The organism is Pseudomonas sp. FP1742 (assembly GCF_030687145.1).
Taxonomy (GTDB): Bacteria; Pseudomonadota; Gammaproteobacteria; order Pseudomonadales; family Pseudomonadaceae; genus Aquipseudomonas; species Aquipseudomonas frederiksbergensis_D.
Map to the genome: position 1 here is coordinate 191,176 of NZ_CP117460.1, position 14,394 is coordinate 205,569.

The 14,394-nt window shown below is 62.0% G+C and carries 11 protein-coding genes; all 11 read left to right on the forward strand.

Features of this window, described 5'->3' with window-relative positions:
• Positions 1-65: 65 nt before the first annotated feature.
• The 11 genes from PSH64_RS00805 to pgaD all read left to right on the forward strand — a co-directional run bounded on the left by PSH64_RS00805 (position 66) and on the right by pgaD (position 14,377).
• Positions 66-494, forward strand: coding sequence for a MarR family winged helix-turn-helix transcriptional regulator (locus PSH64_RS00805; protein ID WP_305479619.1), 429 nt, complete (start codon positions 66-68; stop codon positions 492-494).
• Positions 491-2,563 (forward strand): FUSC family protein, encoded by a 2,073-nt coding sequence (locus PSH64_RS00810; protein ID WP_305479620.1) that lies wholly within the window; start codon positions 491-493, stop codon positions 2,561-2,563. The genes PSH64_RS00805 and PSH64_RS00810 overlap by 4 nt, the downstream gene beginning before the upstream one ends.
• Complete coding sequence (locus PSH64_RS00815) at positions 2,560-2,769, forward strand: DUF1656 domain-containing protein (RefSeq protein ID WP_105347459.1); 210 nt, start codon at positions 2,560-2,562, stop codon at positions 2,767-2,769. Before PSH64_RS00810 ends, PSH64_RS00815 begins: the two co-directional genes overlap by 4 nt.
• Positions 2,766-3,653, forward strand: a complete 888-nt coding sequence (locus PSH64_RS00820) for an HlyD family secretion protein (RefSeq protein WP_305479622.1) — start codon at positions 2,766-2,768, stop codon at positions 3,651-3,653. The genes PSH64_RS00815 and PSH64_RS00820 overlap by 4 nt, the downstream gene beginning before the upstream one ends.
• Positions 3,650-5,098 (forward strand): efflux transporter outer membrane subunit, encoded by a 1,449-nt coding sequence (locus PSH64_RS00825; protein WP_305479624.1) that lies wholly within the window; start codon positions 3,650-3,652, stop codon positions 5,096-5,098. Before PSH64_RS00820 ends, PSH64_RS00825 begins: the two co-directional genes overlap by 4 nt.
• 81 nt (positions 5,099-5,179) lie before the next feature.
• A complete protein-coding gene (locus tag PSH64_RS00830) occupies positions 5,180-5,815 on the forward strand; it encodes an NADH:ubiquinone oxidoreductase subunit N (protein WP_105347451.1) in 636 nt (211 codons plus the stop codon).
• A gap of 299 nt (positions 5,816-6,114) precedes the next feature.
• The gene (locus PSH64_RS00835) at positions 6,115-7,620 is read left to right on the forward strand and encodes a YdgA family protein (protein WP_305479626.1); all 1,506 of its coding nucleotides are present in this window, start codon (positions 6,115-6,117) and stop codon (positions 7,618-7,620) included.
• Between the two features lie 385 nt (positions 7,621-8,005).
• Complete coding sequence (gene pgaA, locus PSH64_RS00840) at positions 8,006-10,486, forward strand: poly-beta-1,6 N-acetyl-D-glucosamine export porin PgaA (RefSeq protein WP_305479627.1); 2,481 nt, start codon at positions 8,006-8,008, stop codon at positions 10,484-10,486.
• A gap of 12 nt (positions 10,487-10,498) precedes the next feature.
• A complete protein-coding gene (gene pgaB, locus PSH64_RS00845) occupies positions 10,499-12,496 on the forward strand; it encodes a poly-beta-1,6-N-acetyl-D-glucosamine N-deacetylase PgaB (protein WP_105347444.1) in 1,998 nt (665 codons plus the stop codon).
• A 1-nt stretch (position 12,497) separates the two neighbouring features.
• Positions 12,498-13,853, forward strand: coding sequence for a poly-beta-1,6-N-acetyl-D-glucosamine synthase (gene pgaC / locus PSH64_RS00850; RefSeq protein ID WP_105347442.1), 1,356 nt, complete (start codon positions 12,498-12,500; stop codon positions 13,851-13,853).
• Positions 13,850-14,377, forward strand: coding sequence for a poly-beta-1,6-N-acetyl-D-glucosamine biosynthesis protein PgaD (gene pgaD, locus PSH64_RS00855; RefSeq protein ID WP_305479629.1), 528 nt, complete (start codon positions 13,850-13,852; stop codon positions 14,375-14,377). The genes pgaC and pgaD overlap by 4 nt, the downstream gene beginning before the upstream one ends.
• The last annotated feature ends 17 nt before the right edge of the window (positions 14,378-14,394 follow it).

The following is a 14,394-nucleotide window of genomic DNA, read 5'->3' on the forward strand; positions in this document are numbered from 1 at the left end:
ATTGATAGTTAGCAAACTAACAGTGTGTACATTCTCTCGTGCCAAAGAATCTCGCCGCTCTCCAGATGAACATCAGCAGCTCCATGGTGGTGGCCGCCAGGCATTGGCGGAAGATCTGCCAGACCACGCTGGTCAACTATGGGATCTCCGAAGCCTGCGCCGCCCCGCTATTGATGATCGGGCGTTTGGGCGAGGGTGTGCGGCAGGTGACGGTTGCGCAGGCGGCGGGGATGGAGAGCCCGTCTCTGGTGCGGCTGCTGGATCAGCTGTGTCATGCCGGTTACGTCTGCCGTACCGAAGACATTCATGACCGACGCGCCAAATGCCTGAGCCTGACCGCGACCGGTCGCGAGTTGGTGCAGGCGGTCGAAGCTGAGTTGGTGCGTTTGCGCCAGGAGGTGCTCGAAGGCATCGACCAGAGTGATCTGGAAGCGGCGCTACGGGTACTCAAAGCCTTCGAAGCGGCCAATCATCTGCCGGTGGTTCAGCCTTGAGCGGTTTTTTCACCGGCGTGCCCCCGGCGCGAGACTGGTTCTACGGGGTGCGCACGTTCGCGGCCTCGATGATCGCGCTGTACATCGCCATGCTCATGCAAATGCCTCGTCCGTATTGGGCGATGGCCACGGTGTATATCGTTTCCAGCCCGTTCCTCGGCCCTACCAGCTCCAAGGCGTTGTACCGCGCGGTAGGCACCTTGCTCGGTGCGGCGGCGGCGGTGTTGTTTGTGCCGATGTTCGTTCAGAGCCCTTATGTGCTGGTGGTGGTCATCGCACTGTGGACCGGGATTTTGCTGTTCCTGTCCTTGCATCTGCGCACCGCCAACAGCTATGCCTTGATGCTCGCCGGTTACACCTTGCCGCTGATCGCCTTGCCGGTGGTGAATAATCCGTTGGCGGTGTGGGACGTGGCCGAAGCGCGTACCGAAGAAATCTTCCTCGGTATCGCCTGCGCGGCAGTGGTCGGCGCCATGTTCTGGCCACGGCGGCTGGCGCCGGTGTTCAACGATTCGGTGAACAAATGGTTTGCCGATGCCTCGACCTACAGCTTGCGTTTCCTCAGTCGCACCGTGCAGCCGGAGGAAGTCAGCGCCCTGCGTTCATCGATGGTGGCGAACTTCAACAGTCTGGAATTGATGATCGGTCAGTTGTCCCACGAGGGCGCGCGACCGCAAACAGTGCGCAATACCAAGGAACTGCGCGGTCGGATGATTCATCTGTTGCCGGTGATCGACGCCCTCGACGATGCGCTTTATGCCCTCGAGCGGCGCACACCGGAGCTTGTGGATAAGTTCGCGCCACTGCTGACCGCAACCAGTGAGTGGCTCGCCCATAAAGACTCTGACCTCGATCGTTGGCAGGCTCTGAAAAACCGGCTCCAGGCGCTGCAACCCAGTGCCGAGGCGCTAGACGATCGCAAGCAATTGCTGTTTTCCAACGCGCTGTATCGCCTCGGCGAGTGGATCGATCTGTGGCAAGACTGTCGCAGCCTGCAATACGCCATTCAGTGCGAGAGCCAGGACAGTTGGCGCGCGGTGTATCGGCACTGGCGCCTGGGTCGGCTGTCGCCATTTCTCGACCGTGGCTTGATGCTCTATTCGGCGGTTTCTACGGTCACCGCGATCATCGTCGCCTCGGTGCTGTGGATTCTGCTCGGCTGGACCGACGGCGGCAGCGCGGTGATTCTCGCGGCGGTGGCGTGCAGTTTCTTTGCGTCAATGGACGACCCGGCACCGCAGATCTACCGGTTCTTTTTCTGGACCGCAATGTCGGTGCTGTTCGCCGGCCTTTATCTGTTTTTGATCCTGCCGAACCTGCATGACTTCCCGATGCTGGTGCTGGCGTTCGCCATCCCGTTCATCTGCGTCGGTACCTTGACGGTACAGCCGCGCTTTTATCTGGGGATGTTGCTGACCATCGTCAACACCTCGTCCTTCATCAGTATTCAGGGCGCCTACGACGCGGATTTTCTCAGTTTCACCAACTCCAACCTGGCCGGGCCCATGGGGTTACTGTTCGCGTTCATCTGGACCCTGATCGCCCGGCCATTCGGTGCGGAACTGGCGGCCAAGCGCCTGACCCGTTTCAGCTGGCGCGACATCGTCGGCCTGACCGAGCCGGCCACGCTGGCCGAACACCGGCATATGGGCGTGCAGATGCTCGATCGCCTGATGCAGCATTTGCCGCGACTGGCCATGACCGGCCAGGACACTGGCATCGCCCTGCGCGAAGTGCGCGTGGCCCTGAATCTGCTGGACCTGCTCGCCTATTCGCCGCGAGTGCCCGGTGCGCCGCAGGCGTTGCTGCGCCAGGTGGTGGCTGAAGTCGGCGAGTACTTCAAGGCCTGCCTCAAGGCCGGTGAACGTCTGCCGGCGCCTAGCCCGTTGCTGATGACCCTCGATCGCACCCGCCGCGCCCTCGGCGGCCAAGGTGATGAGGAAACCCGTCTGCATCTGCTGCACGCCTTGAGCGGCCTGCGTCTGGCGCTGTTGCCGGGCGTCGAGTTTGTCGGAACGGGCGAACTCGAGGAACCGCTTCCCCATGGCATCGATGGAGCGCCTTTATGATCGGTGATCTGGATATCAGCGGGGTGTTCCTGCCCACGCTGCTGGTGCTGATGGGCATTACCTATGTGTTGTTCCTGTTGGTGCACGGGGTGCTGACGCGCCTGCACTTTTACCGTCTGGTCTGGCACCGGGCATTGTTCAACGTGGCTCTCTACGCTGTGCTGCTCGGCGTCGTGGACTCACTCAGTCGATACCTGATGACATGAAAAAACCTTTTTTGACCCTTGGCCGTGTGGTCCTGACGTTGTTGATCGTGACCTTCGCCGTTGTCGTGGTCTGGCGCATGGTCATGTATTACATGTTCGCGCCCTGGACCCGGGACGGGCACATCCGTGCCGACATCGTGCAGATTGCCCCGGATGTATCGGGGCTGATCCAGCAAGTGGAGGTGCGCGACAACCAGTGGGTGAAGCGCGGCCAGGTGCTGTTCAGCATCGATCAGGACCGGTTCAAGCTGGCCCTGCGCCAAGCCAAAGCGGCGGTCGCCGACCGTCAGGAAACCCTGGCCCAGGCCCAGCGCGAGGCCAAGCGTAACCGAGGCCTGGGCAATCTGGTCCCGGCCGAGCAACTGGAAGAAAGCCAGTCCCGGGTGGCCCGCGCCGAAGTGGCGTTGATGGAGGCGCAAGTAACGGTGGATAGCGCCCAGCTCAACCTCGACCGCTCGGTGATCCGCAGCCCGGTGGATGGCTACGTCAACGACCGGGCGCCGCGCTCCCAGGAGTTCGTCAGCGCCGGGCGCCCCGTGTTGTCGGTGGTCGACAGCAATTCCTTCCACATCGACGGTTATTTCGAAGAAACCAAACTGGACGGCATTCATGTCGGCCAGAGCGTCAACATTCGGGTGATCGGCGACCGTGCGCGCCTGCGCGGGCATGTCGAAAGCATCGTCGCCGGCATCGAAGACCGCGACCGCAGCAGTGGCAGCAACCTGTTGCCCAACGTCAACCCGGCGTTCAGTTGGGTGCGGCTGGCCCAGCGGATTCCGGTGCGAATCGCTTTCGATGAGGTGCCGGAAGATTTCCGCATGATTGCCGGTCGTACGGCCACCGTGTCGATCATCGACGATCAAACCGGGGAGCCGGCGAAATGAGCAGGGCCTCGGGTTTGGCGGTTGCCGGATTGGGCTTGCTGCTGTCGGGCTGCCAGGTGGTGGGGCCGGATTATCACCTGCCGGATGAGGCAGCCGTGCACCGTGAAGACTTTCAGGGCAACCTGGCGGTGAACGGCAAAAATGTGGTCTCGGCGCCGGTGCCCAGCGATTGGTGGCGACTGTATCAGGACCCGCGTCTGGACCAATTGGTGCAGCAGGCCATGGCGTCCAATACCGATTTACGGGTGGCGGCGGCGAATCTTTCGCGGGCTCGCGCTCAGGTCGACGAAGCGCAGGCGGCGGGCGGTTGGAGCGGCGGCGTGAAGGTCGGCGCCCAGCGTTTGCAGGAGTCCGGCGAAGCGTTCTTGCTGCCGGAGAAAGTGCCCGTGGCCAACGTCGGCGATATCGGCATCGCGACCTCGTATCAGTTCGACCTGTTCGGCACCTTGCAGCGCGGCATCGAAGCGGCCAAAGCCAATGCCGATGCGACCCAGGCGGCAGCGGATACCGCGCGCATCACCCTGGTGGCCGATGTGGTGCGGGCTTACACCCAGGTCTGCGCGGCCAACGAAGAGCGGCAGATCGCCCAGCATTCCCTCGACCTGCAAGCCCAGAGCACCTCCCTGACCCAGCGCTTGCGCGATGCCGGACGCGGTGATGAAACCCAGGTCACCCGTTCGCAAACCCAATTCAAATCCTTGCGCGCCGAATTGCCGCGCTATGAAGCCGCACGTCAGGCCGGGTTGTTCCGCTTGTCGATGCTGCTGGCCAAACCTGTCGAGCAATTGCCGGCGGGCACCAGCGACTGCGCCGAACTGCCGAAAATTGCCCAATTGTTACCGGTGGGAGACGGGGCCACGCTGCTCAAACGTCGACCCGACGTGCGCCAGGCCGAGCGCAGATTGGCGGCGGCCACCGCCGGCATCGGCATTGCCACCGGCGAGTTGTACCCGGACATCAGTATCGGTGCGACCGTGGGTACGGTCGGCATCCTGGAAAACCTCGGCAAACCGTCGACCAATCGCTGGGGCTTCGGTCCGTTGCTGACCTGGACCGTGCCGTCCAACGGCTCCCGCGCGCGAATCCGTGAGGCCGAGTTCGCAACCCAAGGCGCGCTGGCGCATTTCGATGGCGTGGTGCTCAACGCCATCCGCGAAACTCAGACCGGCCTGGCGCAATACTCCGCACAACTTCAGCGTCGCGATGCGCTGGCGGATGCCGAACAGTCGGCGCAACTGGCGGCAGACCAGACTCACCGCTTCTTCCAGGCCGGTCGCGCATCGTTCCTGGCGGACTTGCAAGCCACCCGCACCTACACCGACGTACGGGCGCAACTGGCCTCGGCCAACACCCAGGTTGCCATGAGCCAGATCGATTTGTTCCTCGCTTTGGGCGGTGGCTGGGAAAGTGGACGAACGCAAGGCTCACAACCCGGCAAACCCTGAGGCCGTTGCTATGCTTTGATTTGATGGGGTCGCGCGGCGAACCCGTCGATCAAGGCTTGCGTTGGTCATGGGGATCTAATAATGAAAAACCCTTATGCTCCCGGCTTCTGGTGCGCCATTGCGGCATTGGTTTTGCTGTCGGCCACTTATTTCTACGGCGTCATGCTGGCCCACCAGCTCGACAAGGCGCTGATCTTCCTCGACAGCGCGGCGGCGCTGATCGCCGTCATGGCCATCGTGGTGGTCGCCTGGGCCTCGCTCCAGAACCAGCGCATCAAGAAGCGACAACTCGAACAAGGTAAAACCCTGGTGCTGATCTGGGACACCAAAGTGGCTTTGCGCCGGGTTGAAACGGTGTTCGACCGGTATTTCTGGGGCAGTTACTGGCAACCGGGGCGCACGTTCCAGGAAGTCATGGGGGAACTCACCGGCACGCCACTGGAAAAAAGCCTCGAAACCTTGAAGAAACAATGCCTGGCGCTGGACAAGCAAGTGGCCGACGAGGGGTGGCACTGGCTCAACAATGCCCGTGAACTGTCCGATGTCGCCACCGCCATGGCCCGCGAACGCTATCAGCTGGACTTCTGCGACCCGCGCGGGGAGGTGACCGGCGGGGCGGTGATCAATCGGGATTTTGAAGTGCTGGTGTATACGTGGACCGCTCGATTGAAAAGCTTTGATCATCAGCTTGATGAGATCGAGGTTCAGTATTCGTAAGGTTGGATTGGCAGGGCTGACGCCTTCGCGAGCAAGCCCGCTCCCACAGTGGAACGCATTCCAGTGTGGGAGCGGGCTTGCTCGCGAAGGCGATTGAACGATCGCCGAAACTCTCGACCCCTGCCAGTTGTCCACAGGCAGCCGCACCCTATGGACACTCTTTCACCTTTAATCATTGGGCCGCTCCGCGGCGCAAATGCTAATCTCCTCGTCACTTTCAGCGCAGTCGTGACCGCGACCTGTCATGGGTTCAGGGAAGACGACCACACTTTCAACAATGGACATTGATCGGGTACTTCATGAATAAATCAGCAGGCGTGCTTCTAGGAATTGTCGTGGCCATCGGTGCAATCAGCGCTGGCGGCGCCTGGTACACCGGCAGCAAACTCGAGGGGGTGCTGAACAGCTCGATCGCCGACGCCAACAAGGAACTGCAAGCTTCGCTGGCAGGTTCCAACGGCACGGCGTCGCTGGAGCTGGTATCGCTGGAGCGTCATGTGTTCAGCAGCACCGCCCACTACCGCCTCAAGGGCGAGGGCGAGATGTTTGGTGAAACGCCGATGGAGATGTTGTTCGTCGACCACATCGAACACGGCCCGTTGCCGTTCTCGCGTCTGATGTCGCTGAAGTGGTTGCCGGTGCTGGCCACCAGTCACTATGAGCTGGAAAAAACGCCGCTGACCGAGAAGTGGTTTGCCGCCGCCAAGGACAAATCGCCGGTCAAAGGCGTGGTCAACATCGGTTATGACAACTCCACCAAGGGCACTCTCGAATTTCTGCCGCTGGAAGCGGCACTGGATGACAAGTCCAACCTGACGTTCACCGGGTTGAAACTCGACGTGGCCGCCAGTGCCCAGGCGCAAAAGGTCAAGGCCGACGGTTACATGGACAGCCTGAAACTGACCACCGTGGCTGAAGACCAGACCCCGGTTCAGGTCGAGCTCAACGGCTTGACCCTGGCCAGTAATCTGACCAAAAGCACGTACGGCTATTACGTCGGCGAAAACACCCTCGAGCTGACCAACAGCAAAACCACCTTCGGCCCCAAACAGTCGGTACTCGGTTTCAAGAACTTTGAAATGAAGAACCAGACCGAGGAGTCGGGCACCAACGCTTCGGGGCGTGCCGATTACAAGGTTGGTGAAGTGTCTTTGAACGGCAAGGTTGTCGGTTCCGCGCAGATGGCCATGAGCCTGAAAAACCTCGACATCCCGTCCACGATGTCGCTGATGCAGATCTACCAGACCAAACTGCAGCCATATGAAAGGGCTGCTGCTGAAGCCACTGCCGCCGGGCTGCCGGCGCCGCAACTGAACCTGACCCCGGCCGAAGAGGCCCAGGTCAAGACCGGTCTGGAAAAGCTGCTGGCCGCGGGCCCTCAGGTGGCGCTGGAAAACCTGTCATTCAATACCAGCAACGGTGAAAGTCGCGCCAACCTGGTGCTGGACCTGACCAAGCCGCAATCCATGGACCTGCCGCCAGACCAGTTGGTCAAGCAGTTGATCGCGTTGCTGGACTTCAACGTACGGGTGTCCAAGCCAATGCTCGTTGATGTGCTCACCGTGCAGTCGCAGATCGACGGCCAGACCGACGCCAAGCTCATCGCCGATCAGGCGAGTGCAACCGCCGACATGTTCGGCAGCATGGCGGTCGGTACGCAACTGGCGAAACTGGACGGTAACAATGTCGTCACCAAGCTGCATTACGCCAACAATCAGGTGGACTTCAACGGCCAGAAAATGACCCTTGAGGAATTTGTCGGCTTCGTGATGGGCAAACTCGGCGGCACTACCACGATCCAGTAGAACCGCAGGCTCTCGCGCAACGCCCGGCCTCTGCAACAAGCAGATGCCGGGCGTTTTGCTGTCTGGGGTTTCGAAACGGGGGTGAGGGGTAAGCCCCAACACCAGTCAGTTAAGCGTGGAACCTGTGGGAGCGGGCTTGCTCGCGAAGGCGGCGGCACATTCAACATCACAGTGACTGAGACGCCGCTTTCGCGAGCAAGCCCGCTCCCACAACTGGCATTGGAGGGCGTCACGAATCTGAAGAAATATTGTGCCCTGAATAATTGACTACGCTTGCATGCAAGACTGCTTCGATAAAGCCTGGCTGGGTCTTTCGACCCGGCTTTCCGTTACGAGTGGGCAAGGGGACATCAGGACCCGGCTGGCCATGTAAGGATGCTGACGAATGCCGCGTATTGCTGGTCCCTTTATTCATCGTGGGCTGCGCCCCTTGTTTCGCGTTGCGTTGTGCGGCCAATTGCTGTGGCCGGCGCTGGCGCTCGCCGATACCCCTTACGATCAAATGGTTCGCGATGCGCGGGCCGGCAACTACACGCCTGCGCTGACGGTGTTGCGCCAGGTGCCGGTAAGCCAGGCCTCCACTGGCCAGATCAGCGATCACTTGCAGATCGCCAGCTGGGCGGGGCTGGATGCGGAAGTGGTACAGGTCTATGAAACCCAAGGGCGAGATCGGGCGTTGCCGGTCCAGGCCCTGACCGCCACCGCGCGGGCCTATCGCAACCTCAAGCGCTGGGACTCGGCGACCCAGGTGTACAACAAGGCCCTGGCCCTTGAACCGCAAAATGCCGACCTGCAGCTGGGCCTGGCGATGACCCAGGCCGACGCCGGTAAACCTGACGAGGCGGTTGCCCGCGCCAGGGCACTGGTGGCGGCGAAACCGGATGACCCCTCCCGCCGCCTGGCCCTGGCCTACGCCTTGACCCGCGCCGGTGCCACCTACGACGCACTGTTTGAATACGACCAGGCTTTCATTCGCGCCGGCAGTAAACCCGAAGTCGCTCGCGAATACGTGATTGCCCTGCAACGTGCCCGTTTGCCGGAACCGGCCTTGCGCCTGGCGCGTCAGCGGCCGGGGTTGATTGATCCGGTCACGCAACGCCGTCTCGAAGGTGACCTGGCCGCCGAACGCGTGCGCCTGGCGGAGCTGGCCACCCGCAGCGAAACGGAACGGTATGTGATCGCCGACCGGGCCCTGGGCGATTACGACCAGTTACTGGCGACCTGGACGCCGGACCCTGCGGCCCACGATGACGTCATCCGCTGGCGAATCGATCGCATGGGCGCCCTCAAGGCCCGTGCACGCACCGCCGATGTGATCACCGAATACCAGAAACTGCTCGCCGAAGGCGTGAAGATTCCGACCTATGCCCTGCGTTGGGTGGCGTCGTCCTATCTGGATCAGCGTCAGCCGGAAATCGCCACCGATTTGTATCGCCAGGTGCTGGTAGCGCCGGATGCCGATGTCGGCGATCGCCTGGAAGACAGCACCGCGCTCTATTACGCCTTGCTCGAAAGTGACAAGGCCGATGACGCGCGCAAGGTCGCCGAGGACCTGGCCAAGACCCAAAAGCCACGGGTCGAGCTCAAGGGCTTGCCGGTGGGTAACCCCAACGATGAATGGATGGACGCGCAGCAACTCGCCGCCCAGGCCGGCACCTATGGCGCCGACCTGCCGTCGGGCGAGCAGCGATTGCAGACGCTGGTGGATCAGGCGCCGGGCAACGTCGGACTGCGTCTGGCCCAGGCTGATCTGTACCTGGCCCGGGACTGGCCACGGCGCGCCGAGAATCAACTCAAGGAAACCGAAAGCATGGCCCCGCGGGATATCGGCCTGGAAGTCGCTCAGGGCCACACGGCCATGGACCTGCAGGAATGGCGGCAGATGGACGCGCTGACCGACGATGTGGTCGCGCGTTTCCCGGACAACCGTCAGGTGCAGCGTTTGCAGCGTCAGCGTGCGGTCCATGACATGGCTGAGCTGCGGGTGGAGGCCTATGGCGGCAAGAGTTATGGCGGTGGCAACGGCGACGCCGGGGCGGTCAACGGCAGTCGCGATTTCGGCATCGAAACCACACTGTACAGCCCGCCCATCAATGAAGACTGGCGCCTGTTCGCCGGTGCCGGTTACGCCACCGGCGACTTCCAGGAAGGCACTGGCCACCATCGCTTCCAGCGCGTCGGGCTCGAACGGCGGACCCGTGACATGTCTCTGGAAGCGGAAGTCTCCAACCATTCCTATGGCTTCGGCGATAAACAGGGCGCGCGCCTGGCGATTGCCCGAGACATCGACGATCACTGGCAGTACGGCGGCAGCCTCGAATACCTGTCGGCACAAACGCCGTTGCGAGCGTTGAACAGCGACATCACGGCCAACGGCGGCAGCGGCTTTATCCGCTGGCGCGCCAATGAAAGCCGTGAGTGGAGACTGGCGGTCAGCCCCTCGCACTTCAGCGACGGCAACAACCGTGTCGAAGCGGTGCTCACCGGTCGCGAGGGCGTTTACCGCGCGCCGGGGTTGCAGGTCGACCTCGGCCTGGAAGTCGGCAGCAGCCATAACTCCAAGTCCGACGACGTGCCGTACTTCAACCCCAAATCCGACTTCAGCGTGCTGCCGACGGTGAACGTCAACCATGTGCTCTATCACCGCTACGAAACCTCCTGGAGCCAGCAGTTCCAGGCCGGTGCGGGCACCTATAGCCAACGTGATCACGGCACCGGCGGCATCGCCCTGCTGGGTTACGGCCAGCGCTACAGCTGGAACGACGTGTTCGAGGTGGGCGGCCTGCTGAGCGTGATCAACCGGCCTTATGACGGCGACCGCGAAACCGATCTGCGCCTGCTCGTCGACCTTACTTACCGCTTCTAGAAGAGTTTGAAGATGCCTTTTATTTTGCGTTTCATCCTCCTGCTGGGAGTGCTGTTGATCAGCGCCTGTGCCCAGCAAGCCCCAACCTTCGCGCCGCCGTCCGAACGCCCGGTGTCGGCCAATGAAAAGCCCTGGCCGAAAAACCATGTATTGGGGATCGCTTACCACGATGTCGAAGACCGCGACCCCGATCAGGCGGTGGTGGCCGTGCGCACCGAGCGCCTGCTCGAGCAACTGGCGTGGCTACGGGAGAACAACTACACACCGGTCACCGTCGATCAGGTCATGGCCGCTCGCAACGGCGGCCCCGAGCTGCCGCCACGGGCGATCGTGCTGAGTTTCGATGATGGTTACTCGAGCTTCTACACCCGCGTAATGCCGGTGCTGCGCGCCTATAACTGGCACGCCTTGCTGGCGCCGGTGGGGGTGTGGATCGACACGCCGCAGAACCAGCCGGTGGATTTCGCCGGTACACCGCGCAAGCGTTCGGACTTCCTGACCTGGGAGCAGATCCGCGAGATTTCCCGATCCGGCCTGGTGGAAATCGCCGCCCACACCGACGCCAGCCACAAAGGCGTGCTGGCTAACCCACAAGGCAACCTGCAGCCGGCGGCCGCGACCCGGCGTTATGACGCCGCGACCGGGCGCTACGAAACCGAAGCCCAATTCCAGGCCCGGATGCGCGCTGACGTAGCGGCCATCTCGGAGAAGATCCGCAAGGTCACTGGCTACAAACCGCGAGTCTGGGTGTGGCCGTACGGCGTGGCGGATGGCACCTCGCTGCAAGTAATCAACGACCAGGGTTATCAGATGGCCCTGACCCTGGACGACGGTCTCGATACCCTTAACAACCTGATGAGCGGCCCGCGCTTTCTGGTGGCCTCGGACCCGGATGGTGAACACTTCGCCAACAGCATCGTCGCGGTGCAGGCCGAATCGCCGATGCGGGTGGTGCATGTGGACTTGGACAACGTCTACGACCCGGACCCGGCCCAACAGGAAATCAACCTCGGCAAACTGATCCAGCGCATGGCCGACATGGGCGCCAACACGGTGTTCCTGCAAGCTTTCGCCGACCCTGTGGGCGATGGCCTGGTGCATTCGCTGTACTTCCCCAACCGCCACCTGCCGATGCGTGCCGACCTCTTTGACCGCGTGGCCTGGCAGTTGCGCACCCGGGCTCACGTCAAAGTCTATGCCTGGATGCCGGTACTGAGTTTTGCCCTGGATTCGAAGCTGCCGCGAGTCACCCGTTGGGACCCGAAAACCGGCACCACGTCAGTCGATCCTGACCAGTACAAACGCTTGTCACCGTTCGATCCGAACGTGCGGCGCATCATCGGTGAAATCTACGAAGACGTGGCGCGCCTGACCTCGGTCGACGGCATCCTCTATCACGATGACGCGGTGCTGTCGGACTTCGAAGACGCCGGCCCCGAAGCCCTGAAGGTCTATGCCGCCAACGGTCTGCCCGGTTCGATTGCCACCCTGCGCGACGATCCGGCCACCCTGCAACGCTGGACGCGCTTCAAGAGTCGCTACCTGATCGACTTCACTCATGAGCTGACCGCCAAGGTCCGTGCCATTCGCGGCCCGCAAGTGCAGACGGCGCGCAATATTTTCGCCGAACCAATGCTCAATCCCGAGAGCGAAGCCTGGTTCGCGCAGAACCTCGACGACTTCCTGGGCGCCTACGACTGGACAGCGCCGATGGCCATGCCACTGATGGAAAAACAGAGCCTCCAGCAATCCGGCCCCTGGCTCGAAACGCTGGTGGCGACGGTCAAATCGCGCCCCGGCGCCCTCGATCGCACGGTGTTCGAGCTGCAGGCCCGCGACTGGAGGAAAAACAAAGACGCCGACATCGACGGCGAGCAGTTGGCTGACTGGATGGGCCGCCTCAAGCGTCAGGGCGCCACCAGTTTCGGCTACTACCCGGACAACTTTCTCGAAAACCAGCCGGACCTGAAAACCGTGCGGCCCGCGCTCTCCAACAAGTGGAATCCATAACATGCTGGACAGACTTCTGGCCCTATTGGTTCTGGCGATCGTCCTGGGGGTTCCCCTCGGGCTGATCTTTCTGGTCACCGGGCAATTCCTGATGGACTTCGTGTTCTTCTACCCACTGTTCATGTCGGGGTTGTGGATCGCTGGCGGCCTGTATTTCTGGCTGCACTGGGAGCGGCACTGGCCGTGGCAGGACGACACCTTGCCGCCACCATTGGCCGGCGAACCGCTGATTTCGATCCTGATCCCTTGCTACAACGAAGGCGACAACGCTGCCGATACCATCCACGCGGCGCTGGCCCAGCATTACCCGAACATCGAAGTGATCGCGATCAACGACGGCTCCAAGGACAACACCGCTGCGGTGCTCGACGCACTGGCGGCGCAGGATCCGCGTTTACGGGTGCTGCACCTGGCGGAAAACCAGGGCAAAGCCGTGGCCCTGCGCATGGGCGCCATCGCGGCGCGCAGCGAGTACCTGGTATGCATCGACGGTGACGCGCTGCTGGCGCCGAATACCGCGGCCTATCTGGTGGCGCCGATGCTCGACAACGCACGACTGGGCGCTGTGACCGGCAACCCGCGAATCCGTACCCGTTCGACCTTGATCGGCCGGGTGCAGGTCGGCGAGTTCTCCTCGATCATCGGCCTGATCAAGCGCACCCAGCGGGTGTTCGGGCGGATCTTCACCGTCTCCGGGGTGATCGTCGCCTTCCGTCGCACGGCTCTGAACCGGGTCGGCTACTGGAGCCCGGACATGATCACCGAAGACATCGACATCAGTTGGAAGCTGCAGCTGGATCACTGGAGCATTTTCTACGAGCCCCGCGCGTTGTGCTGGATCCTCATGCCCGAAACCCTCGGCGGCCTGTGGAAGCAACGTCTGCGCTGGGCCCAGGGCGGTGCCGAGGTGCTGTTCAAGAACATCCGGGGCATCTGGCAATACCGCCATCGTTACCTCTGGCCGCTGCTGTTCGAGTACTGCCTGTCCACCGGTTGGGCCTTCACCTTTCTGCTGTCGGTGATCTTCTGGAGCGTCGGCAAATTCGTCGACATGCCGCCCGCCATTGCCGTCCATCACCTGATGCCACCGGCCTTTACCGGGCTGCTGTTGGCGGTGGTCTGCCTGGTGCAGTTCGCGGTCAGCATCATGATCGACCGACGTTACGAAAAGGGGCTCGGCAGGACCATGTTCTGGGTGGTCTGGTATCCGCTGGTGTTCTGGTTCATCAGCCTGCTCACCACCCTGGTCAGCTTTCCCAAAGTGCTGTTCGGCCAACATCAGAAGCGCGCGCGCTGGGTCAGTCCGGACCGGGGCATCAAGCCGCTGGATGACGATGAAGAGGAGGTCATCAAATGAAAATCATCAGGACCCGGCAACGGCCTTTTCTGGTCGTGATCGATGTTGTCTTCACCGTGCTGGCCTGGATCGGGCTGCTGTATTTGCTGGCGCGGGGTCTGTGGCCGCTGATCGATACCCATGACGGCCCGCGCATCGATGCATCGTTTTTCGACGCCCTCGGCACGTTGCAGATTTACCTGTGGGTGGCGCTGGTGAATGCGGTGATCCTGATTGGCTGGGCGCGTTATCAACAGCGCAAAAGCAAGAGCTTCGCCCAGCGCCGATTGCCGGCGCCAGTGGTGGACGATCAGGGGCTGAGCAAAAGCTTCAAGCTCACCGGTGACCGGCTGGAGAAGCTGCGCACACCGGGCTCAATCACCATTCACAACGATCAGGATGGCGACGTCAGCCATGTCGTTACGCACTTCACCCCAGTCGACCCGTCTCAACTGCCGCTGCCCTTGGCGCCATTGGAACATCCACTGGTGATCCGCCTGCCGGCTGAAGATGACGACAACCGCGAGCCGATAAGCCACATCTGAGCCTGACGCGTTGCAGA

Coding starts and splice junctions, on each gene's coding strand:
- PSH64_RS00805 (WP_305479619.1), top strand. CDS start 66: ATGAACATCAGCAGCTCCATGGTGGTGGCCGCCAGGCATTGGCGGAAG.
- PSH64_RS00815 (WP_105347459.1), top strand. CDS start 2,560: ATGATCGGTGATCTGGATATCAGCGGGGTGTTCCTGCCCACGCTGCTG.
- PSH64_RS00820 (WP_305479622.1), top strand. CDS start 2,766: ATGAAAAAACCTTTTTTGACCCTTGGCCGTGTGGTCCTGACGTTGTTG.
- PSH64_RS00825 (WP_305479624.1), top strand. CDS start 3,650: ATGAGCAGGGCCTCGGGTTTGGCGGTTGCCGGATTGGGCTTGCTGCTG.
- PSH64_RS00830 (WP_105347451.1), top strand. CDS start 5,180: ATGAAAAACCCTTATGCTCCCGGCTTCTGGTGCGCCATTGCGGCATTG.
- PSH64_RS00835 (WP_305479626.1), top strand. CDS start 6,115: ATGAATAAATCAGCAGGCGTGCTTCTAGGAATTGTCGTGGCCATCGGT.
- pgaA (WP_305479627.1), top strand. CDS start 8,006: ATGCCGCGTATTGCTGGTCCCTTTATTCATCGTGGGCTGCGCCCCTTG.
- pgaB (WP_105347444.1), top strand. CDS start 10,499: ATGCCTTTTATTTTGCGTTTCATCCTCCTGCTGGGAGTGCTGTTGATC.
- pgaC (WP_105347442.1), top strand. CDS start 12,498: ATGCTGGACAGACTTCTGGCCCTATTGGTTCTGGCGATCGTCCTGGGG.
- pgaD (WP_305479629.1), top strand. CDS start 13,850: ATGAAAATCATCAGGACCCGGCAACGGCCTTTTCTGGTCGTGATCGAT.